The sequence below is a fragment of the Paenibacillus sp. FSL M7-0656 genome (assembly GCF_038003225.1).
Lineage (GTDB): Bacteria > Bacillota > Bacilli > Paenibacillales > Paenibacillaceae > Paenibacillus > Paenibacillus amylolyticus.
This window is the reverse complement of record NZ_JBBOOT010000001.1, coordinates 3,906,813-3,930,324: the sequence shown is the minus strand read 5'-3', so window position 1 is coordinate 3,930,324 and position 23,512 is coordinate 3,906,813. Positions and strand designations below refer to the sequence as shown.

At 46.1% G+C, this 23,512-nt stretch carries 17 protein-coding genes; 6 read left to right on the top strand and 11 right to left on the bottom strand.

What is annotated here, in order from left to right:
- Positions 1–91: 91 nt before the first annotated feature.
- The 7 genes from MHI01_RS17430 to MHI01_RS17400 all read right to left on the bottom strand — a co-directional run bounded on the left by MHI01_RS17430 (position 92) and on the right by MHI01_RS17400 (position 8,614).
- Positions 92–3,031: a DUF5704 domain-containing protein gene (locus MHI01_RS17430; RefSeq protein ID WP_340983728.1), complete on the bottom strand. Its 2,940-nt coding sequence runs from the start codon at positions 3,029–3,031 to the stop codon at positions 92–94.
- A 443-nt stretch (positions 3,032–3,474) separates the two neighbouring features.
- Complete coding sequence (locus tag MHI01_RS17425; protein ID WP_340983727.1) at positions 3,475–4,746, bottom strand: S-layer homology domain-containing protein; 1,272 nt, start codon at positions 4,744–4,746, stop codon at positions 3,475–3,477.
- A gap of 332 nt (positions 4,747–5,078) precedes the next feature.
- On the bottom strand, positions 5,079–5,408 hold the full coding sequence (csaA, locus tag MHI01_RS17420; RefSeq protein WP_076320076.1) for a chaperone CsaA: 330 nt from the start codon (positions 5,406–5,408) through the stop codon (positions 5,079–5,081).
- 112 nt (positions 5,409–5,520) lie between these two features.
- The gene (gene udk, locus MHI01_RS17415) at positions 5,521–6,153 is read right to left on the bottom strand and encodes a uridine kinase (protein ID WP_036616377.1); all 633 of its coding nucleotides are present in this window, start codon (positions 6,151–6,153) and stop codon (positions 5,521–5,523) included.
- Between the two features lie 200 nt (positions 6,154–6,353).
- Positions 6,354–6,935: a VanZ family protein gene (locus MHI01_RS17410; RefSeq protein WP_340983726.1), complete on the bottom strand. Its 582-nt coding sequence runs from the start codon at positions 6,933–6,935 to the stop codon at positions 6,354–6,356.
- A 34-nt stretch (positions 6,936–6,969) separates the two neighbouring features.
- The gene (locus MHI01_RS17405) at positions 6,970–8,094 is read right to left on the bottom strand and encodes a DUF4179 domain-containing protein (protein WP_340983724.1); all 1,125 of its coding nucleotides are present in this window, start codon (positions 8,092–8,094) and stop codon (positions 6,970–6,972) included.
- Positions 8,078–8,614, bottom strand: coding sequence for a sigma-70 family RNA polymerase sigma factor (locus MHI01_RS17400; RefSeq protein WP_340983723.1), 537 nt, complete (start codon positions 8,612–8,614; stop codon positions 8,078–8,080). Before MHI01_RS17400 ends, MHI01_RS17405 begins: the two co-directional genes overlap by 17 nt.
- A 338-nt stretch (positions 8,615–8,952) precedes the next feature.
- On the opposite strand from MHI01_RS17400, the gene MHI01_RS17395 reads away from it, so the two are divergent.
- The 4 genes from MHI01_RS17395 (at position 8,953) to MHI01_RS17380 (ending at position 14,347) form a co-directional block, all read left to right on the top strand.
- Positions 8,953–9,789 carry a PRD domain-containing protein gene (locus MHI01_RS17395; protein ID WP_340983722.1) on the top strand — a complete coding sequence of 279 codons (837 nt, stop codon included), beginning with the start codon at positions 8,953–8,955 and terminating at the stop codon, positions 9,787–9,789.
- A 126-nt stretch (positions 9,790–9,915) separates the two neighbouring features.
- The gene (locus MHI01_RS17390; protein WP_340983721.1) at positions 9,916–11,844 is read left to right on the top strand and encodes a beta-glucoside-specific PTS transporter subunit IIABC; all 1,929 of its coding nucleotides are present in this window, start codon (positions 9,916–9,918) and stop codon (positions 11,842–11,844) included.
- Between the two features lie 79 nt (positions 11,845–11,923).
- Positions 11,924–13,381 carry a glycoside hydrolase family 1 protein gene (locus tag MHI01_RS17385; RefSeq protein ID WP_340983719.1) on the top strand — a complete coding sequence of 486 codons (1,458 nt, stop codon included), beginning with the start codon at positions 11,924–11,926 and terminating at the stop codon, positions 13,379–13,381.
- Between the two features lie 6 nt (positions 13,382–13,387).
- Positions 13,388–14,347, top strand: coding sequence for a 2-keto-3-deoxygluconate permease (locus MHI01_RS17380; protein WP_340983717.1), 960 nt, complete (start codon positions 13,388–13,390; stop codon positions 14,345–14,347).
- A gap of 104 nt (positions 14,348–14,451) precedes the next feature.
- On the opposite strand, the gene MHI01_RS17375 is transcribed toward MHI01_RS17380, so the two are convergent.
- Complete coding sequence (locus tag MHI01_RS17375) at positions 14,452–15,135, bottom strand: type 1 glutamine amidotransferase domain-containing protein (protein ID WP_036674651.1); 684 nt, start codon at positions 15,133–15,135, stop codon at positions 14,452–14,454.
- Positions 15,136–15,518: 383 nt separating this feature from the next.
- Here MHI01_RS17375 and MHI01_RS17370 point away from each other — a divergent pair, with 383 nt between their 5' ends.
- On the top strand, positions 15,519–15,983 hold the full coding sequence (locus tag MHI01_RS17370) for a hypothetical protein (RefSeq protein ID WP_340018930.1): 465 nt from the start codon (positions 15,519–15,521) through the stop codon (positions 15,981–15,983).
- Between the two features lie 115 nt (positions 15,984–16,098).
- Here the strand turns inward: MHI01_RS17370 and MHI01_RS17365 are convergent, their stop codons facing one another.
- Together MHI01_RS17365 and MHI01_RS17360 are read right to left on the bottom strand one after the other, a co-directional pair.
- Positions 16,099–19,119 carry a DEAD/DEAH box helicase gene (locus MHI01_RS17365; protein ID WP_340984872.1) on the bottom strand — a complete coding sequence of 1,007 codons (3,021 nt, stop codon included), beginning with the start codon at positions 19,117–19,119 and terminating at the stop codon, positions 16,099–16,101.
- 5 nt (positions 19,120–19,124) lie between these two features.
- Positions 19,125–20,900 carry an SWIM zinc finger family protein gene (locus MHI01_RS17360; RefSeq protein WP_340983715.1) on the bottom strand — a complete coding sequence of 592 codons (1,776 nt, stop codon included), beginning with the start codon at positions 20,898–20,900 and terminating at the stop codon, positions 19,125–19,127.
- Positions 20,901–21,183: 283 nt separating this feature from the next.
- On the opposite strand from MHI01_RS17360, the gene MHI01_RS17355 reads away from it, so the two are divergent.
- Entirely contained in the window at positions 21,184–22,002 is an 819-nt protein-coding gene (locus MHI01_RS17355; protein WP_340983714.1) for an endonuclease/exonuclease/phosphatase family protein, read from the top strand.
- A gap of 162 nt (positions 22,003–22,164) precedes the next feature.
- Here MHI01_RS17355 and MHI01_RS17350 read toward each other — a convergent pair whose 3' ends face one another.
- The gene (locus MHI01_RS17350) at positions 22,165–22,992 is read right to left on the bottom strand and encodes a methyl-accepting chemotaxis protein (RefSeq protein ID WP_017691152.1); all 828 of its coding nucleotides are present in this window, start codon (positions 22,990–22,992) and stop codon (positions 22,165–22,167) included.
- Between the last annotated feature and the right edge of the window lie 520 nt (positions 22,993–23,512).

Genomic DNA, 23,512 nt, shown 5'->3' with positions numbered 1-23,512 from the left:
TTTTGGAGAGGTACTCCACATTTAGACTCTTCGGTCCACATGCAGTTGGCTACATATGCTTAGCCAGTCGTGCTGACATGAGAGATTCAAACTAGTGCGGTACTTGGGATTGGAAGTCATTCCGGCTAGACTGATCAGCATGGTAAAAGACAATGTCGCCATCCTTCAGCGGCCAGGTTCTACCTTGACTGTCTGTTGGCTTTTTGTTGAAACCTTCCATCTGCCATTGATTTATCAGTGGTGCATGAATGTATTGCAGATGGGGTGCCTCTGTATTTCCATTCCGCAGGCTCTCCATGCTGAAGTTGACTACGATATAACCATTCTTTAGAAAAACATTCGATTTCTCATCCAGTTGATTTTGTCGAGCAAGAGGTTCGAGATCTGTACCTTTTGGTACGGCATATACATCGGCAGGTAAGCTGTACTCCCCGTACCAGCGCTGGATTGATGCATTGGCCCGGTCCACGTTGACCCCGGAAGGAATGTCCGTTTTGGGTCCAATGAGTGTCCGAATTGGAGCAGACAGGATCATCCAGTCATAACGACCTACCCATGTTTTTTGATGAGAAATCTGATCGACCAAGCGAACCATATATTCTGCCAACGTACGCTGATTACGTTCTTCAGCTGACAGTTCATAAGTATACTGGTAACGCGCTGTATCGCCTAACTCTGTGCCGGGTACATTTCGAAGACGTGAGTTCAGGACAACAAAGCGTTTCTCCAGATCCTGCACCGATCCGATACGGATCAGGCGTTCCTGGCCTCGATGGTAGTACAGATCCACTTCTTGTCGGGAGGACCCGTCTTTACTCACAAAAGCAAAAGTGGGTGTAATTCGAATACCATCCTGTTTGCCAAACATATTGCCCTTGGTCTTCAGATCGAACTTGAAATGGTACCCTGTCTTCACAGTTGCGTTAGCGAATCCCTGCACCGGATGGCTTCCTGGTCGAATAGGCAATACAAATGGAGCCAGGTTGCCTCGCGGATCACCATCAATGCTATTCATCCCGGTCCAGTAGCTATAGCCCGTTGGTTCGGGACTACCCAACCGCTTGCGAAATACACTTTCCCAGTTGTAATCAGAGATATCAGTGACATGAAAATCATATAACCTTCCGATGACATCTACCGGTACAGTGTCTGCTGCGACATGATATGCCAGATTGGTATTGGCATCCTGTTGCTCGGTAAAGTTTGCAGGTGCATTCTCTGCAATATTGCGGAATGCAATGTGGTACTTGCCTTCGTCTACCCATACAGGGAGGTAGAATGTGGTATCCAGTTGATTGATCGGAATATCAACCCATGTCTTGGCAGGGATAAACTGACTCCGGTCAGCGTTATAGACATCAAACGGGAATTGCACCTGTTTGATTCGAAAATATTTGGCATAGTCCCGATTTCCATAACCGGGATAACTCGCTGCGTCCAAGTGTTGTCCCGATGTAGGGATTCGCACAATGAACGGACGTTCCAGAATGAGTGCAGCGCTGGTTGGGTCCGGTACGGTTTTCTGATTATGCGGTTGATCATCCGATACCCAGGCGTAGTTGACGACAGGGGTGTGTACGGTGACCGTGTTGATGCCGTTAATCGGTAATATTTTATTGGCACCGCCATTCACGTTACCCGGTAGCAAATCATAATAGATCTCACCAGAGCTTGTGGTGTTTGCTTTATTCAGCAGGGAATTGCTGATCATATTACCCGGTTTGTACAGCACATCACGCCCAATCATCGTTGGATTAGGAATATTGGATGGCGTTGGGCCATCTTTGGTTGCTTCCACATCATTCATAATGGTTGTGTTGTTGAATTTCACTTGATCATTATTCACTTTACTTTGAGGTGTGTTGGACTCAGCCATCCCTTTTAACCGTGATGTATCATCAGGCACACTGGGAGGTTGGTTCAAACCACCTGTTAATTTGGTTGGAGTATATGAGATTGAAGTGGTTTGCCCTGGTCGTACATGGCTTTCTACGGATTCATCATTTTTAGACTCTAGTGTTGGTGGTGTGTATCCTGTTGGATTCATCGTAACGGTCTCACCGGGCAAAGCGTAATTACTCATGGTTGCTTTAGCGATCTTGTATACTTCCAGATTGTTAATTTTCCAGTAGGAGTAGTCTCTTGTGATCTGGAAGTTGTATGGCTTGGGTACCGTGTCGTTCGCGGGTACAGGTGGCCCTGGTGTACAACCATCATCATCACATTCCTCTGGTCCAGGTACTGTCCACTCTCTTTCGTACGAGATTGTGACATTACAGTTGTATGTAACTTTACCGCTCATTTTTGCCCAAGCTTGTTTAAATAGGTAATTGTCAGCAAAGGCATTTGTGTAGAGTGACTCGGAAGTAGGGATTCCTTTTAACACATTGAATGTCTCATTATCTCTGTTATCTGACTTAATAACACCGTTGGCATTTGGATCGAGATCATTCATGCTCATGATGGTTCCAGCAGAAGGTGGTCCAATCGTTGGTGTGCAACCTCCACCGCCTCCGTTACCGTCGCCTTCGCCAGTACCTGGGCTCTCTTCAACACCAATGTTTGTAGTGGTAGTTAACTGAAATCCATCTTTCTTCCACAATACGGTGATGGTTGTTGTTCCTCTGCTGACGGCTTGGACTACTCCGGAGTTACTAACGGTAGCGACACCAGGATTGGATGATTCCCATGTAGTTGTACCACCGCTACCGGTGTTTACATTGGTTTCTGCACCAAAGTTTCCATCTCCAGTTTTCGTTTTGACCGTTGCATTCAATTGTTTGGACTGGTTCAAGTTAAGTTGCCCGCCAGCGGTAAGATTGATCTCTTTGGTTATTTCGGCAAAGGCCCGCCAATATATATCCGTATTGAATATGTAGTCGGCAGAGAATTTAGGTGGATTATAGGGTCTGTGGGCTGTTGGTTCAATAGCACCTCCGATTTGCATCGTAAATTTCACTGCATCACCTGTGAAACTATCTACGCTGACCAAAATAGGTTCACCCGAAGTATAGTAATCTTTATTGTCCATATACATTGGTTTTAGTGAAGCAGAATTGAATTCAGAGCTATGATGTGGTTCACCAAGCTTATCTGTATATACAGTTGGCTTGTAGACTGGTTTGTCTAAAGGAAGATTGATACACACCAAGGATGAATTGGGTTTATTTGTCGTAGAATTATTTGATAATTCTTGTCCATTACATTCTCCGTCTACTTGCCACTTCATATTATCTAGTTGATATATGTAAATGCCGATATTACTTGTACCTTTACCTTCGACAGGACTAACTTTCTTTTGAGATTTTGCTGGGGTGGCAGGCTCCCAACGTGGAGCCTCCAAAGGGGGTTTTACCCCCGGGCCACCTCCAGCAAGAATAGAAGGAATAGGTGATAATATACTTATTATGAGTAAAGAAATGAATGATTTTTTAAGTACGGAATCGAAACGCAATGCGAATCACCCTTTTGAAATTAATTTGATGTGACATTGAAGTCGGTTCCCTCTTTGGTAATAAGTTTCACTTGAGTTGTTAATTCTTTATCAAAGTGTAACAATCCCATCGACCAGTAAGTAGGATTCTTAACCTGAAATAACCCTTTACTACCAAGGAAATCATTAATATGTGGTACTGAGTATTTAGAGAAAGATTCAGAATTTGGTGATTTTAAAGCATTGATACTTGGAGATTGTAAAAGGCTACCAGCCTGAAGTTGAGTCATGGAATTTTTAATGTTTAAATCAAATTCAGCAAAAGAATAATACGATCCACGCAGTAAGGTGTCTTTCTCATCAACAAAAACTGGATAATAGATACTACGTTTTAATCCTGTAACATACGGATTTATGATAATCCAATTTTTTAATTTAACATCTGCATAACTAGTAACTGTAACTAATTCTTTATTTCTGACTTGAGAGAATTGATCAGTGACTCTACTGTAATCATACGAATCAAAGAATTTATTTTTTGGAGTCTTCTGATACTTAGGCGCAATAATATTCAAATTCGTACCCGTCAAGCCCACCGCCCGCAGCTCATTCAGACCCTGAAAATCGGCAGGTTTTGTCTTGGCAACTGCCGCATAACGGGCGATCAATACGGCTACTTCCGCTCGTGTTGTAGTACGATCAACGCCAAATGTTTTATCGTTTGCCACACTCATAAGTCCTGTTCCCAGGGCAACGGCTACTGCATTTTTTTGAGCGCTTGCGAGTTTACCTATAAAATATTCCTTTGCGGGCACAACGGTGTTGGTTACATCAGAGAGTGCTTGTTTGTACTCAGGATCAACCACGGTTAGCCCTTGCGTTAGCCAAGTAGCCATTTCGCCTCGTTGAAGAGCGCCTTGTGCATCCAATTTTCCCTTGTAATTAGAAGGGTTGATAAAACCTTTTGCGATAGCTATTGAGACACCACTCTTTGCCCACTCGGGTATGTCCGTGAAATTGTTTTGTTCTTGTGTCGATGCATTAGGCTGGTAGGATAGACGTCCCAGGATACTTGCCATTTCAGCTTTGGTGACTGGTGAACTTGGTTTAAATGTCCCATCGGCATACCCCTTGAAATATCCCTGTTCCACGGCTGAATTAATCGCTGCGGATGCCCAGTGTGTAGCTGGAACGTCCTTGAATGTAGTTGTAGCTTGTGCGGCTTCTACAGAACTCCCAACGCCTCCAAAACCTACGATACCCCCTGTTAATAAAGCTAATGCCGTTACTCCAGAAATCATCATTTTTTTCATGAATCTTACTCCTCTCAATTGTGAATTTCTCTCCTTGATATGTACTTTTCAGGCTACTAGATACTAAATTTGTAATAATAATCAATATTCTACCATGTATAACTAGGCTGTTGGTATGATTTAGCAATATATTTTCTCCTTTCTACACAACTGTTACTAATGCTCAAGACCTATATTTCCTCAAAAAACACAAAAAAAGGCCACGAATCCGCAGATTCATAGCCTTATGCTTTAAGGTCTCCAACATATGTAGTTCCATCAATAATCAATAAATCAAGAATACTCGATTTCCAAACATTTGAAAAGCCCTATTCTTCTTACTCAAAATAAAGTCAGGCTATCGGTGTTCCATTAGGTAATGGACTATCCGGTGTGAGCAAGACAACATCGCCTTCACCAGGCACGCCGCCTAGCACAAGTACTTCAGAGACAAAACCGGCAATACGCCGGGGTGGGAAATTAACTACAGCAATGACCTGTTTGCCGATCATCATGTCAGGCGTGTAGCGCTGGGTAATCTGAGCACTGGAGCGCTTAAGACCAAGTGGTCCGAAGTCGATCGTCATTTTAATAGCGGGTATGCGAGCCTTGGGAAAGGGTTCGGCTTCCACCACGGTACCAACACGGATGTCATGTTGCATGAACTCTTCAAAAGTAGCCATAGGGGTAGATCTCCTTTCAACTATTGGGGACTATTATAAATGAAAAATCAACAAAAAATCCAGATTACGCTGTATCGTAACCTAGATTTCTGTTGTGTTGCTTTGAAACAAATTAAGCGCCGTTCCAATTCTCTCCGGTGAGGTATTTCTCGGTGAGGATGGATAACATCTGAATACCTACTTCATTATGTCCGCCTTCTGGAATAATGATATCGGCATACTTTTTGGATGGCTCGATAAAAGCATCGTGCATTGGTTTTACCGTTTCGAGATATTGTTTGTACACGGATTGGATCGTGCGTCCGCGTTCTTCAATGTCCCGCAGTACTCTCCGCAAAATCCGCACATCGGAATCGGTATCAACGAATACTTTGATGTCCATCAGACTGCGAAGATGTTCGTCAATCAGCACATGTAATCCTTCTACAATGACAATATGGTTCGGTGCCAGTTCAACCGTCTCATTGGCAGCACGGTTATCTATGGTGAAGTCATATACGGGAGCATACGCCGCTTGGCCTTTTTTTAACAGGGTGAGATGCTCAATCAACAGATCATTATCGAATGCAAACGGGTGATCGTAATTGGTGAGTCGGCGTTGCTCAGGTGTGAGCTGCGACTGGTCTTTGTAATAATTGTCTTGGGAGATAAACGTTACTTTAGCTGATCCCAGACGGTCTATGACGGAGCGAGCTACCGTCGTTTTACCGGAGCCGGTTCCTCCGGCGATACCAATAATGAGCATGGTTGTTCCATAAGCCTCCCTAAAATGGCAGCATGATGAATGGATAAAAGCGCATCAGAAATCCTTCGTTCATGGCCTTTATCCACATGTCTGTCTCTGAATACACAATTCCTTCATTGTACCATAGCACTCGACTTTTTTCATCTTGTGTATGGACCATGTTTTGCCTTCAAGGGGCGTTATGCATGCTCATATTCATTTTACTGCATATTTTTGGATGATACTCCCTGTGGTGACTCCCATAGTGCCATTAGTCGCTGGCCGATGGAACTTTTGGTGAACAGATTCAGGATGATAAAACCAAGTACACTTCCTGTTGTATTGGCTATTATATCGTTCAGATCGGTGCTGCGACCGTTGCCCAAGGTTATTCGGAGCAGGAGCTGTGTAATTTCAATGAGGAAACTTAGGGCTAATCCTGCTGATGCTGCTGTACGCATCGAATGAATCCAAGGCTTTATGAAAGGAAGCATGAACCCCAGTGGCATAAACAGCACAATGTTTAGGAGAAAGCTTGGTGCATCCGCTGTCAGGAGCGGAATCCATTGAATGCTTTGATACCATGGCGTTTGATTGGCATAGATTCCGATGTTCACGTTGATAGGGAAAAATACAAAATGCATAACGCCCAACATATATATGGCAAATGCGAGCATCGACACATACTGTCTGACCGTGTACCTGGTTTTGCTCACCCTGGCATGGAGCATCAGGGCGAGCAGGACCAGAACGAATAATGGGCCAAGTACGATGGGAGATGAGATTGAATATTGGATGGACATGGAATGGCTCCTTCGATAAGGCAATGATATTAGGCTATTGAAGCTGAATCTTCATTTCCATTCCCTTGATGAATTGTGTATCTTTAACCTCTTCGGCGAAGTCATCCTTGATCTCGAAAGGTTTCACAATCAGGTATTTCACATCTTTGGAAGTCGTAGCATACATGCGCTCGAATGTTATTTGGTTTCCCTCAAAGATGCCTTCGCCGCTAAGTGAGGTCAGTTGCCGCCCCTGATCATCATAGACGGCAAATCCGATGTGACTCAGCTTTTCCTGCTCCTTTGCCGTAAGAGTATTCTTATCATTCAAACTGATAACAGTAGTTAGACGAGTGGTGACAGGGGTAACCACAGCTTCCGTAACAGCGGCCGTATACAGATCGTTGGTCATGGCTGTGTTAGGCAGAACCCGATGAATGTTATCTGTTGATTTGGTAAATGGAACCGTCAGCTCGAACTCATGATCAATACCCTGCAATGTCAATTGAACTTTGGCGTCGAACTGATCCGGCCAATGTGCCGTTCCCTGATCGGAGGAAATGACCTGCTCAAAGAGCAGTGTATCTGGCTGCGTTTCTCCTACCGAACTATAGAACAGTCCGCTATTCGGACAGGTCCCGTCGACTTTTAAAAAGACATCCTCAATTCCGCTGCTCAGTTTCACGATGTCCTTGCCATTGTCATATTCGCCATGATTCAGATTAGGCGCAGTGAAATGAACCAGAAACGCAGCACGTGTACCATCATATACCGCTTCAAGCACTTCGAGCTTCACATCCTGGTAAGCGACCTTGCTGTTAACAGGGGTAGTCAAGCCTTCGTTGCCCGCCGTTCGCAGACCCATATCGGCTTCTATCGAGCTGAAGAGGCTGCCCACGATTGGAATATTGCGCAAGGAGGCAGCCATGGCCGGTGATACAAAGCCGGATGCAAATACGGTCACGCCCAATACTCCGGCTGCGATCGTCGCAGCTGCAGCCCTGTGCCATCGCTTGTTCTGGCGACTGGAGCGCAAAGTCTGTTCCGTTTTCAATGTGTCTGGCGACACCGGCAGAGATTCCAGTGTGGCATCAATCCGGTTACGAACAAGTTCAGACATCAGGGGACGCTCCTTCGCTTGGTTCTTTAATTCCTGATCGATATTAAACGGGTTTGACATGTAAGTTTACCTCCCGAAAATTTTTGAATTTCTGATATAACTCCTGCCTTGCCCGAGTAAGTCTCATTTTCACTGCACTTTCGGAAATATTCAGGGCATCGGCGACTTGACGGAGGGACAGGTCTTCAAAATAATGCAAAACGACAACAATTCGTTTCGATTCCTCCAGATGGTCTACCGCTTCTCGCATATCGACCTCATCGTAGGGACTGGAATGCTCCCGCTTTTCTGAAGGTACTTCCGCATAAGCGGTGGAGAGAGAGCGGCGGGACAGCATCGTGTTGCATTCATTGATGAGGATACGAAACAGCCAGGTTTTGAAATACCGGGCTTCCCGGAGTGTATGCACCGATTTGTATGCGTTCAGGATTGTCTCCTGAATGGCATCGGCCACGTCCTCCTCTTTTCTCAGCATGGACTTTGCCGTATTGTACAAAGAGTTTTCAATGTCTCGAATAAGCCGGATAAAGGCTTCACGATCTCCTTGGATGGCCTGGTTAACGAGATCGGTTGAACCCATGGATAACAGCTCCTTTCGTATTGGAGGGATGAAGCCAGCACTTGGCTGGTTTTTATATGAATTAGACTGGCGAGTAGGGCATATGGTCACATTTTCTTTTTATAGTTTTAAAAAAGGGCATTGTTATATCTGACGTATCGGGTCTCTGCGTTCCCTTCAATGATAAGAGAGGTTGATTTTTCCCTAAGATTGGATGATTGACTTTCTCGAAAACAGCATTATAATAAACTTATATTCATAACACGGACTGTTACTGGGGAAACCAGGCATGACCGAATTCGATTGCTTTACTGTAATCGCTTTCGGTCTTTTTTTATTTTTGTTGGGGGGTGAGAACATTGAAGGTTATCAAGAAAGTAAACAATAACGTAGCCATCGCTATTAATGAACATAACGAAGAGGTTTTTGTCGTAGGCAAGGGTGTAGGATTTCTGAAAACGCCTTACGAGCTGACGGAGACGGACTTGGTGGAAAAAATATTTGTAGCACCAAAAAATATCCGTATGTATGATCTGCTGAACAGTATTCCGATTGAGGATATTTATCTCGCGGAGGAAGTCATCAAGCTGGGCAGTCAGATCCTGAATAAAACATTTAACCCGAATCTGCTTCTCACCCTGTCCGACCATATCAGTTTTGCATTAACCCGAACCAGAGAAGGTATCCGTATCAAAAACCCGCTGGAATGGGAAGTGCGGACACTCTATCCGGACGAGACCCGGGTGGGGGAGGCTGCGCTGAAGCTGATTCAGGAAAAAATGGATATCGCTCTGCCAGCAGCCGAAACAACATTGATTGCTCTGCATTTTGTTAATGCACAGGTTGGATCGGGAGAGATGACGGATACCACCAAGGTGACTACAGTTACGGGAGAGATCCTGTCCGTGATCAAATATGCCCTCAAAATTGACTTTCAGGAGGATTCCATCCATTTCATGCGCTTTGCCACACATATCCGGTATTTCATTATGAGGCAGATGAGCGGTAAGTCCCTCAAGGATGAGAATGAATCGCTGTTCCTGATGGTGAAGGAGAAGTTTCCGAAAGAACTGGCTTGTGTGGAGAAGATTGCTGATTTCCTGAAAAATAATTACGGCTGGACCTGTTCGGATGATGAAAAATTATATCTGATTCTGCATATCCAACGATTGATCTCAAATGAACCAACGGAATGAACTAACCGAATAATCCATATTGGACTGTTACTGATTCGATCAGGCATGACCAAGCGTAGGGAATGACGATTCCCCGGCTTGGTCATTTTTTATATATCCAATTTATTCATGTAGAGGAGAAGGGTCATGAACAACAAAGACTTGGCTAAAAACGTACTTGATCTCGTTGGCGGCGAGCAAAATATATCGGGTCTGACACACTGTGCAACCCGTTTGAGATTCGTTTTGAAGGATGATAACAAAGCAGACCTCAAGGCGCTGGATCAGCTCGAAGGCGTGCTCAAGGCACAAAATTCCGGTGGACAGGTCCAGGTTGTTATCGGTGCCAAAGTAGACGCGGTATATAGTGAAGTGAAGAATCTAACTTCTGACAAGATTGGAGAGCTTACGGAGTCTACAGATAGTGGACCGAAAAAGAGACGTAACCCCGTCAACGTAGTGCTTGAAACCATCGCAGGTATATTCACGCCTGTTCTGCCAGCACTTGTTGGTTGTGGGATGATCAAATGTTTGGCTACCGTTATAACTGCCATGGGTTACCTGGAAGGCTCCGGTTTCCTGACGATCATTAACATGATCGGGGACTGCATTTTCTACTTCATGCCATTCTTCCTGGCTGTCAGTGCAGCAAACCGTTTCAAAACCAATCCCTATTTGGCGGTAGCTCTTGCTGCGGGACTAATGCATCCAACCATTTTGAACGCTGCGGCTCAGATTGCTGAGACGGGTGTAAACAGTATTGATTTTCTCGGCATGCCGATTCTGTTGATGAAATATTCTTCTTCCGTCATTCCAATCATTTTGGCGGTATGGATTATGAGTTATGTGTATCCGATCGTCAATCGAGTGATTCCCAAGTTTCTACAGGTCCTGCTTACCCCAATGATTGTTTTGTTCATTATGATTCCAGTGGAACTGATCGTGCTTGGCCCAGTAGGTTCATATATCGGTGACTGGTTGACGAATGGCATTAACTCATTGTTCTCCACTGCAGGTGTTCTTGCTGGTGCGATTCTTGGATTTTTCAAACCGATCATGGTTATGTTCGGTATGCACTATGCCATCATGCCGATTCAGGTTCAACAAGTGGCTACACTGGGCGCAACCGTGTTGTTACCAACGGCACTAGCGGCGAATTTGGCTCAGGCTGGAGCGGCCTTCGGTGTATTTGTCCTAACGAAGAGTAAAACGATGAAATCAGCGGCTGCTTCGAGTGGATTCACCGCTTTATTCGGGATTACCGAGCCGGCGATCTATGGTGTAACGCTGAAATACAAACGTCCGTTTTTCGCAGGTTGTCTGGCAGGAGGATTAGTTGGTGGATTCTACAGCTTGGTGCATACAACAGCGAATGCAATTTCACTTCCAGGTGTATTGGCAATTGGCACGTATTCATCGGATCGTTACATGTATGTCGTTATTGGTTGTGTTGCCGCAGTTGTACTCGGGTTTGTGTTCACGCTGTTGGCGGGCATCAAGGAAGATACAGATGGAAATAAATCGAAGCAACAAGCTACGAATAAAGTAAATAGCAATCAGACAGCCGTTGCCACAGAGGCAACTACAGCGTCCGTATCATCACTGACATCCACGTCTTCTGACATGCTTATCGTTAGTCCAATGACAGGGGAGATCAAACCGATCTCTGAAGTGGAGGATCAAGCGTTTGCCCAAGAATTGATGGGTAAAGGCATTGCAATCGTTCCGACAGATGGCAAGGTATATGCTCCATTTGACGGGGTAGTCGAAGCGCTTTATCGCACCAAACATGCTATCGGATTGAAAGCTGCGAATGGTGTCGAGATCCTGATTCATATCGGAGTGGATACCGTCAGTCTGAAAGGGAAATATTTTAACGCCCATATCGAACAGGGACAGACAATCACGGCTGGGGATTTATTAGTGGAGTTTGATCCAGAAGGCATTACGTCAGCAGGATATAACACGATTACATCGATTGTGGTAACCAACATGCAACAGTACGGAGATGTGCTGACTACAGCGACCAGCGGCCCGATCCGGGAGAGTGAACCTTTGATCAAGCTGATTCCGTAAGAACTGCTCATCTTTTCATTAAGCTACAAGTTACAAGCTAGATGGTCTTAATAACACGTAATAACAGGAGGAAACTAAAATGACAAATTCCAATTTTCCAAAAGATTTTTTATGGGGCGGTGCACTGTCTGCCTGTCAGGCCGAGGGAGCTTATAATGTGGACGGCAAGAGTCTGACCATCCCTGAAGTGATGAAATTTAACGAGAAGAACGACCGCAAAGTGACCAAGCAGATCAGAGTGAATTGGGAGATGATTGAAGAGGCCAGGAATGACCCGGATACTGTGAAATATCCGAAGCGCCGGGGAATCGATTTTTATCATAACTTCCGTGAGGATATCGCCTTGTTTGCTGAAATGGGCTTCAAAGTATTCCGTTATTCCATTTCATGGGCCAGAGTATTTCCGGGTGGCGACAATGCCGCTCCGAACGAAAAGGCACTAGAGTTCTATGATCAGGTTATTGATGAATGTCTTAAACACGGTATGGAGCCCCTGATCACTATCAGTCACTTTGATACACCAATTGTACTGATGGACAAGTTCGGAGGATGGTATAACCGCAAATTGATCGATCTGTATGTGAACTATTGTGATGTGCTGTTCAATCGCTACAAGGGCAAAGTGAAATATTGGGTGACATTCAACGAGATCAACATGAGCGTGAAAGCATCGGCCAAAACGCTGGGAATCATTGATTATGATGCTCCAAATTATGAAGAAATGCTGTTCCAGGGGCTGCATCATCAATTTGTAGCTGCGTCCAGAGCAACCAAGATGGCACATGAGATTGATCCGAATAACCAGATCGGAAGTATGGTGGCTTATTTTACAACGTATCCTTACACTTGCAAGCCGGAGGACGCACTCCAGATGCAACAGGATGATCAGATGAAAAATCAGTTCTATCTCGATGTGCTCAATAAAGGCGAGTACCCTTACTATAGTAAAACGTATTTCAAAAACAAGGAGATCCAGCTGAATATCGAGGACGGCGATCTGGATAGCATTAGTGCACACACGGCTGATTTCGTGGGGATGTCGTATTACAACTCGATGATTTCCAGCAGTGATACGGAGCAGCTCGAACTAACGGCAGGTAATGTACACAGCGTATATAAAAACCCGCATCTGCCCGCTAACGAGTGGGGGTGGCAGATTGATCCGATTGGCCTGCGGTATACGCTTAATCTCGTCTATGATCGGTATCAAAAACCTGTCTTTATTCTGGAGAACAGCTCAGGCTTCTACGACAAACTGAATGAGGACGGAACGATCAACGATCCTTACCGGATTGATTTCCTGAGCAAACATATCGAACAGATGGGACTCGCCATTGCGGATGGGGTCGAGGTGTTGGGATACACGATGTGGGGACCAATCGACATGATCAGTTCAGGGACCTCCGAGATGAGCAAACGGTACGGATTTATCTACGTCGATCAGGACGACTATGGCAATGGTACGCTGAAAAGATATCGTAAGGATTCCTTCTTTTGGTATCAGAATGTGATTCGTACCAACGGAGCAGAACTGTAACGCACCATGAACATCCTGGGTCGTATCAAAAAAATACCCGGCGGCTTGCTGATTGTTCCTATGCTGGCCGCCGCGGTGATCAACACGGTGTTTCCATCGTTTTTTCAGATCGGGGATCCAACAACAGCGCTATTCACTTCAAAAGGTACCATGGTGCTGATCGGTATGATTTTACTGATATCAGGAACACAGCTCAACTTGTCACAGCTTCTGGTGACCTTGAAGAGAGCAGGGGTGCTCTGTATTTCACGCATCCTCATCAGCTGCCTGTTCGGCTGGGGGTTTGTACACTTTTTTGGCATAAGTGGGGTCGGGGGAGTGTCTGCGGTAGCCTTCATTGCCGTTCTGACCAGCTGTAATCCGGGATTATATCTGGCCTTGATGAACACATATGGAGATGATGTGGACCGTGCTGCGTTTGGCATTCTGAATCTGATCGCCGTTCCGGTTATTCCGGTTATGATATTGAATTCGGCAAGCGGCGTCGATATCGATTATCTTAGTGTACTTGCTACGCTAGTGCCTTTCTTCATCGGAATACTGCTTGGTAACCTGGACAGAAACATACAGAAGATGTTTGCTCCGGGAACACTGATTCTGCTGCCTTTTCTAGGTACCAGCTTTGGGTCCAATATTGATCTGCGTATTGCATTTCAGTCCAGTCTGTCCGGCTTGCTGGTCACCGTGTTATTTTTGCTGATCTGCATGTTGCCGCTCATTGGAATCGATCGAACGATATTAAGACGACCAGGTTACGCAGCGGCTGCGACATGTTCGGTTGCTGGATTGTCCATGGTGGTGCCTTCGATGGCTGCCGGGTTCAATCCGGCGTATGCGCCATATGTAGACACAGCTATCGCTCAGATTGCGTTTGCCGTGATCCTGACGTCGGTGACCGTGCCTTATATCGTGAAGCGTTTGGCTGGAGGAACAGCAATGGAAGCTTCTGCTTCGACAAATCACTAGAAAAAAACAGCATGTGTTCTGTCAGGTCATGACGGATCACGTGCTGTTTTGCTTTGTACATCTATATGATCTCCTGGGGGAGGAGAGGGATCGATCGGTTTATTTTACAGACCCAGCAGTTGTTTAACACTTTCAGCTACAGCTTTGCTAGATTGCGGATTCTGTCCTGTGACCACGCGGCCATCTGTTGTGATATAGGAACTGAAGGCAGCAGCTTTATCATATTGTGCAGCGCGTTCTCTCAAAGCATCTTCCAGCAGGAAAGGAACATACTCGGTTTGTTGAGCCAATGTTTCTTCTTCATTCGTGAAGCCGGAAACGGTTTTGTCGTTGATCAAAAGCAGGCCGTTGGACAGCTTCACATTCAACAGGGCTGTAACCCCGTGGCACACGCCGGATACAACGCCACCTTTTTCATAGATATCACGAGAAAGCTCTTGAAGTTCGGCATTGTCCGGGAAATCCCACATTGTACCGTGACCTCCTGTGAAGTAGATTGCATCGTAGTCACTCGCGTTTACTTCGCTAGGTTTCAACGTATTTTTCAATTGGTTCATGAACATTTCGTTCTCGAAATAGGCTTTGGTGCTCTCATCCAGAGAGTCGCCCAGACTTTTCGGATCAAGAGGTACGTTCCCGCCTTTAGGGCTAACCAGATCGATCTGAACATTGTCATTATGGTCAAACTCTTCAATAAAATGAGTTGCTTCGCTCAGCCACAAGCCAGTAGGCTCGTCCTTTGTTGCGTACTTATCTACATTTGTTAGAACAACCAGTATCTTTTTCATATTAAAACCTCCCGTAAAATATATAACATAAATTTATAATAAATATCACAAAATTAAATTGTGTAAAATATATTATTAAATATAACATAACCATTTTCTAAAGTAAAATCATGAGCGTATCGTCGATCTCCAATGTGACTTTCAAGCGTAGGAGTAAAGAACAATCTAGTCGTAGTAAATATGCCTGTAAGAATGCACTTTTACTTATTATGCCCTGCTTAATTTACTCAAATTGTAAGCGGAGGTAGGCGTGTGTAAGGGGAAACGAAATTAATTCAAATTTGAAGTTAATTTGATTGTACAACTAGTTCTTTTGATTTAGAATGGCGGAAGATGCCAACAAAAAACTGGTACAAATTACATATATACTTGGAGGAACATTCATGAAACGTTCAGGCAAATTTTTCGCTTCAACAGTGGTTGCTGCTGTTGCTGCAGTATCCATCGTCTCTTCAGCTTCAGCGAGCACAGTTTCAGTCTCCAACATCTCTGGCGTAACACCTATCAACATTAGCAGTATGGATATCGAAACGGCTTTGATGATGGTTCAGAGCGAACGCGCCAAATTGCTGGATGCGCAATTGCAAACGCAAATCCAGGAAGTACAGAACCGTAATCAACAGATCGCGGAGTTGAACTCTCAATTGCAGGTAGCCCAGCAAAACGGGGATGAAGCAGCTGTTCAAAAGCTGAAAGGCCAAATTGATGCAGCGGGCAATTCCCAACAGATGGACATGCTTCGTCTGCAGTCCATGTCCAACAAGCGCAATGAAGCGTTTGATGTCATGACAAACTTTGTCAAAAAAATGCAGGATTCAAGATCTTCCATCATCGGTAACATGCGTTAAGAACGGATGATTAACTGCTGCAACAATACAAAAAGAGCGAAGTCGGAATTCAAATTCCGAAACTTCGCTCTTTTTGTGTTTCTCTTTTTTTATGATATATACCATCTAATCCAAGTTAGCCCGACCAGTCACGACGCCGAGTGAACAGATCCTGCAACTCGTCCGTCGACAATTCGGTAATCCAGTTCTCAGAGCTTGTGATGATGTTATCGCTGAGCTGCTGTTTGCTCTCCAACATCTCGTCGATCCGCTCCTCCAATGTGCCAAGAGAGATGAACTTATGCACCTGAACATCTTTGGTCTGACCCATCCGGTAAGCCCGGTCGGTGGCTTGATTCTCAACAGCAGGGTTCCACCAGCGGTCAAAATGGAACACATGATTGGCTGCGGTCAGATTCAACCCCACACCGCCTGCCTTGATGGACAGAATGAAGACGGACGGTTGCTTATCCTCAGACAATGTACGGGATTGGAATTCCTCAATCATACGATCTCGTGCCGTTTTGGAGGTACCCCCGTGCAGATACAGCACAGGCTCCTGCAACTCCTGACGCAGTACCTGTTGCAGCATCTGTCCCATACCGATATATTGGGTGAAAATCAGGCATCGCTCGCCCTCGTCCCGTAATTCGCGGACAAGTTCCATCAGTCGTTCCAGCTTTGCAGAGCGGCTGATCAGCATCGCCATATCTTGCGGACTGTACACGTCATAAGAAGATGTTAATGCGCCGTCTTCAGGCAGTTCCTCAGGCAAAGCCTCTTTGGTCAACAGCAGAGGGTGGTCACACAGCTGCTTGAGCTGGGTTAACGCCGATAGAATGGCACCTTTGCGCTTGATGCCTTCCAGCTCTTTCATTTTATCCATCAGGGCCTGTACGGACTGGTCATACAATGCACTTTGTTCGCCCGTAAGGTGAATGTAAGTCTTCATCTCGTTTTTGTCCGGCAGATCAAGCTGGATATTGGGATCTTTTTTCTTGCGGCGCAACATGAATGGTTTCACCAATTGCTGTAGATCCTGCATGCGCTGCTCATCTTTATCTTTTTCAATGGCACTGATGAAGCGAGTCTGGAATGCCCGGGCGTTGCCCAGATATCCTGGATTGATAAAGTCATAGATCGACCACAGCTCGGACAACCTATTCTCGATCGGCGTACCTGTCATGGCAATGCGGTGTTTCGCCGGGAAACTGCGGACCGCTAAGGACTGTTTGGTCTGGGCGTTTTTGATATTCTGCGCTTCATCGAGACAGATGCATGCCCAGGTGTAGGTTTGTAACATCTCTTGATCCAGTGTAGCCGTAGCAAAGGACGTGATAATAATATCCACCTGCTCGGTCTGCTCCCGGAATTCTTCTCCACTTAATCGGCGTGCGCCATAATGCAGACTGACATTAATGGAGGGTGCGAAGCGGCTAATTTCCTTTTGCCAGTTGCCCAGTACGGAGGTTGGGCAGATCAGAAGTACCGGGGCTTGTCCCGGCTTACGTGGTTCATGATCCTTGATGTGTAACAGATACGTGATGAACTGAATGGTTTTCCCGAGACCCATATCATCGGCAAGACATGCCCCAAGTCCGAATCTGCGCAGGAAACCAAGCCATGCAAAACCTTCCTTCTGATACGATCGCAGCTCGGCATGAAGCCCTGTCGGAATGGGCAGGGAAGGTGCGCCGCCTTGTCCGCCCCCGAGTTGTGCAATAACCCGGTTCAGGTGCTCATTCAGTTCTACTTCCAGCCGAATGTTCTGATCATCCTGTGGTTGCTGCTCTTCCTCGGTTTGTTGTCCTTCCTTCCATTTCTGGTTGCGATATTCCCGTTGCTCATTGTGCAGCAGATGCAGGTGCAGAATATCCTGGAATGAGAGTCCTTGTTCACGATCTACACCGCCCATGGCACGACGTATCTGTTCCAGCAGATCGGGGTCGAGAGGAACCCATTCTCCACGGAAGCGAACCAGTCGTTCATTACGGGCAACAAGGTCGGCGAACTCATCTTCGCTGAGATCGGTGTCACCAATCGCAATTCGCCAGTCAAAATGAATAATCGAGTCCAGTCCAAAGAAAGACTGTCCCCGTTCACTGCCTTCCTCCGGCTGCACCTTAGCACGCAGCTTTGGTTTCTTCTTACGGGCTGCTTCCCACCAACCAGGCAGCAGAACTTGCCAGCCCGCTGCGAGCAACCTGCCGCTATCCTGCGTCAGGAACTGCCAGGCTTCCTGATCTCCCAAAGGATCACTCAGCACATCCCGCCTACCACTAATGGAGCTTCCAAGACGCGGCAGATGTGCACGCAGCTGATCCAGCCATCCGGCGGAGCGATCCAGAATGAACGGTGTCCATACCTCTGGCCATTCCCCTTCAAGTCTGCCCCGTGAATCCAGCATGACGGGCACCAATAGAGCGGCATCCAGCTTGTTCTGCAACACCAATCGCAGCCGCCAAGATGGCTCATCCTCGTCCGGCTCCTGCAATTGCAGCATGGGTCTGAATGGTGCGGCATCTGCTTTCCAGCCAATGGATACGAGCCAGGACTGAGCATCCATCCCGGCTGTCTTGGGTAGAGTGCCGCGCTCTGGGAACAACTGCGGGAATTCACGCCGAAGATCCGTTGCAGCTTCTTCCGAACTGTACCAGCGCTGGAATACAAAGGCGGAATAGGCCGCCCCAAGTCCTTCGGCATAACTCTCGTCCGTTTGCTGAATCGCTTTGGTAAGCGATGCCCGCTCCTGCTTTTTCAAGCTATCCGGGTCCCAGGTCCACTGAAGCTGTCCTGCACGGTATGCCTCGAAGCTAGGTAGGTATTTTCGTTTCTCTATGGAGGATGCCAGTGCTGGAGCTAGTCGAATCAGATGTTCCGCTTGCTCGTCCCACTTCCATTCAATATGAAGCAGCGTATGCATCTCGGCAAAAAAGGGAATCACTTCTTCCGCAGGCAGAACAACCAGCTCAATCTCCTCAATCTGCCGAACTTCCAGTTCGGTCCCGTAGAAGGAAGGTGCATGCCAAGCGAACAATCGCTGCTTAAGTGACTGTCCCGGTACAAAGTGGTGTGTGTTGAGTGCTCCGTAAAACAAAGCATCACCATATCCGGTTAAAGCGACGTGAACCTCAATCGTTTCAGTGTAAGGATGAATTAAGCTCATGAGATCAGTTTACCTTTCCGAAGCTCTTCCTGCAGGGCGCGCAGTCGACTGTTACGAACAGCGAGTGTGGTGATGAATTGCTCCCAGTGCGCTTCTTGCTTCATTTTTTTATAGATTTTGGACAGACGTTTCAGCAGCTTCACGGCTGCTTTGTATCCGTCCCTGTTTTTGTGTCCGATATAACGCTCCACTGCCTGATGATAGAAGGGAAGCAGCAACTCAGGTGCATCTTTTTCGATTGGTTGCAGCATCACTACGCGGAATTCGAGAGGTTCCGTTCCCGTACTCAGCTGAAAATCAATCCATCTGCGCCACTGTCCACGCGAATGCATAGCATCCTCGTAGGCGGGGCGGGAGTGGGGAAGCATACTGACAAGCGTGTCCCACATACGGTTCTCTGCATCGGGCAGATGTTGAATGGCCGTATCCCATAGATGCATGTAATCATTCAAAGGTGTATTACGCCGATTCGCCAGAAGGGGGCCAAGTTGTACCAACCAATCCCCAAGTCGCTTCCATTCAGCCGAATCTGCGAGTACATGGAGAAAATGCAACAGTTGTTCTGGCGGGAAGCCGTAGGCCGAGCTTCCATGGATGAGTCGCTGCCATGCCTGATCATCCTGCCCCAGATGGAAGTGCATCCAGCTCTGCGCGAGTATGAGTGGTAAAGACAGTGTTACGGCTTTGCCTGGTCTATCACTACTACTTTCATTATTTTGAGCGCTACCCAAGACACTCCCACCTGACTGGGAAGGTGACGAAGCGGCGGTTATATTGCGTTCTATATCATCTAAGATGGCCTGTTCCGACACTAACATGTCCCGCGACCCTTGCAGCTCAGGTACGATCCAGTTCAACCACAGTTGTCGATAGATCGGAGTGAAGAACATCATGCTGGCTGTCTCAGGCATCATCTGTTTACGTAAATAAGCTGAGGTTTCAGACAGTCTGTTCCAAAGTTGTTCAAGCTTGTTTCCCTTTAGACCTGACAGGTCTAGTGGATGGTTAAAGATCCGTTCAATGTCTTTCTGAAGTGCATCCACCGCGAGCTGGGCAGGGTAGCTCAAGTACACGGGGGTATGCGTGATGGAGTTACGGGCCGGCGGCACGCAGAATCGGATGAGGTGCAGCTGCACATGTAGTTCAAAAAGTTGGTCCATTGCAGCGGACAGCCTTGGTTTAATGGCATACAGCTCGTCCGTTGCTTCCTGTACGTAGGATGTGCTTGCTGTGCCAGTACCCAGCCGTCTCAGACATGAGTGGAATAGTTCGTGCCATTCCGAGATTTCGAGATCAGCAAGCTCTGTTGCACGTTCCTTGATCTGGCTGTATTGGTTGTCCGGAATGTCCATATCCTGTTGTTCATCGGCATCTGCATAGCTGGATATTCCTGCGGACATGGCCCCGACGGGTTTGGTCGTTTGTTTGAGTGCAGTACTGGAGTGCGCATTCACAATCGCATGCACAGGTCGCTCCAGTTGCTCGGCATAACTCATTAATACAGCCGTCATATGTTTGCATACGGAACTCACCGGGCAGGTACAATGACTTGTAGTCAGGGATTGCATGCTTAGTGTGACCTCGTACTCTTCCGATCCTTGTACAACGGCCGAGATCCCTTGTTGTTCGGAATAGGTTAATGGTCCGACACGTTTCTGTTTATAATATTGGAATCCGCGCATGATCGTCAGGTTATTAAAATGCTCTGCAACCTGCCTGATCAACTGTTGCCACTGCGCATCATCCATCCTCATGTTATTCGGTATGTTCATCATTCCATCTCCTGGGGTAAACATAGGTTCAGTAATCACCACGTCTATGACGTGATGTTGTAAATTTGTTGTATCCATCATATCAGTTATGAGCCAATCCGTGCATGGGTTATGAAGAATTTGAAGTTATTTTAGACCAACTGGAATCAGGATGAACACGTCGGTTCTGCTGGCGGACGGAATGCATGATTGCACCATATTGTGTATGCTTATGGTATGTATTCCTTTCAGGAACGATGCAGGCCGGGGAAACGGCCATATTACACACAACAGGAGAGAGCATATGAAAATACTTACGTTAAACACACACGCTTGGGCGGAAGAGGATCAACTGAACAAGATCAGTCAGCTGGCTGATTTTATTAATACACATCAATTCGATGTGATCTCCATGCAGGAGGTCAACCAATCGATGCAGGAAGTCGCGCTTTCTGAAGAAGAACTGAAGATGTATTATGCTACTGAACCCGATGCAGTGATTAAAAAAGACAACTATGCCTACGTCCTGCTTCAGCAGCTGACAGAACAATATTACTGGACGTGGATTCCCGCGCATGTCGGGTTCCAAAAATACGATGAAGGACTGGCGATCCTTAGCCGGACGCCGATTAAGCAGGCTTTTGGGGAATACGTGTCCCACATGCGAGATTATAACAACTATCGTACACGCAAGATTGTGGGAATTCAGACAGTCGTCCAAGGTGAAGCAACCTGGTTTGTGAACGGACATTATAACTGGTGGGATGATGCGCAGGAACCTTTCAAGGGACAGTGGGAGTTGACGGAGAGCAAGCTTGCCCCCTACATGGACCAGCCGTTATATATAATGGGTGATTTCAATAATGTCGCGGAAGTGCGTGGTGAAGGCTATGATTATATGATGAATAAAGGCTGGAATGACCTGTACACCACAGCATTGCAAAAGGATGAAGGAGCAACCGTGGTGAAGGCCATTGCCGGCTGGGCAGATAACAAACGCGATCTTCGGATCGACTATATTTTCTCCAATCGTCCGATTCAGGCTAAATCTTCTACCGTGGTCTTGAATGGTAAAAACGGACGGGTAGTGTCTGACCATTTTGGCGTCGCTGTAGAGATATAACAGCCGTGTGAGCATAAACCGTAAAGGTGATATCACCGCAAGTACGAAACAAAGCCTCCGCTGACTTCCTGTAAAGGGAAGTCAGCGGAGGCTTTTCACATTCTAAATCATTTGTTATGTACATTTCATATCGTTTGTTCTTTCTGTTGTGGAACTCTATTGTTATTCGAGCGCCAGCATCTGATGTACGAACTTTTTCAGATTCGCGCTTGTCTCACTAAGCTGTTCGATACTTTCCATGAACTCGGTAACAAGCTTGGCCTGATCCACTGTTGCGGTTGTAATCTGACCGATCTCCTGCTCCATATGTTTCATGGAATCTTGCACGCTACCTAGGGACGATTCGATATCAGCTGCTGCTTGTTTCGTATGATCCGACAGTTTACGTACTTCACTGGCCACCACACCGAATCCGGCCCCCTGATCGCCCACACGGGCTGCCTCTATCATGGCGTTTAGTCCAAGCAGATTGGTTTGTTCCGATACTTCACGAATGACGTTTGTTACTTTACTTACACTGACCGAGTTCTCTGAAGCTTTTTTGGAATTGCGCAGAATCTCTTCCGAGGTCGCAGAGAGTTCTTCGGAATGTGCAGCAATCTGCTGAATGCCGCCGACGAGCGCATTAATGGTTGTTTCGTTTTCACGGATCAGCGTTTCCAGTGTCATGTGACTATCCAGTGCGTAGTTCACACCCAATATACCCACGACCTGATCGTTCTCTTTAATAGGGATTAGAATGGCATCAAAAGGTCTGCCCTGCAGATCACCAGGCATGCGTGCCACGGTACGGGAATCTCTGTTAGTCAGCATTTTGAAATGTTTATAATCATCATGCAGCTCATCCCCAACCTTTACGCCAATCTCCAGACTTTTTGCTTCGGAAAAATACAATACTTTCTCATGATCATTAATGGATATGGATATGTCGTCACGGAACATTTGGCTAACAAAAGGCATAGCATTTACCAGAGATTCAAGAGTATTCAATGTGCATCTTTCCTTCCCGATACAAAAAGTGGAATTTTTCAATCTATATAAGTTGAACTAAAGATATATTCACACGTACACTCCGATGACAGAATAACCTTCCAATCGCTGTTATCCCCAGATTTTTTTGATTCCCTTTTCTCAAGGGAAAAATCCGGTGATAGCGTATGCTTACGATGCAGCTTTCTTTCAGAAATCTTTTAGGCGAACGCTTCGCTTTTTCAGTTTTTTTCTGTCCTCTACGTTTCTGTGTAAATGATTAGTTCAACATATATAGTTTCTATATCGGTAACATTTTCCGTTTTTTTGAATTAATGTCCCAATGAAGGTGTAATTGGCGAAGGAAAAACCAAATCTTCTGATTTTTTGTAAGCGTAATCAAAAATCTGTAGCCACCACCGAACATGTCAGTTATACTGGGATTATTATTCGGTATTCAGAAGATAACCAAGGGACATACCTATTTCCCGGTAAGGGGATTACCCACCTAGGTTAAGCGCTATACTTTATTACTGCATAT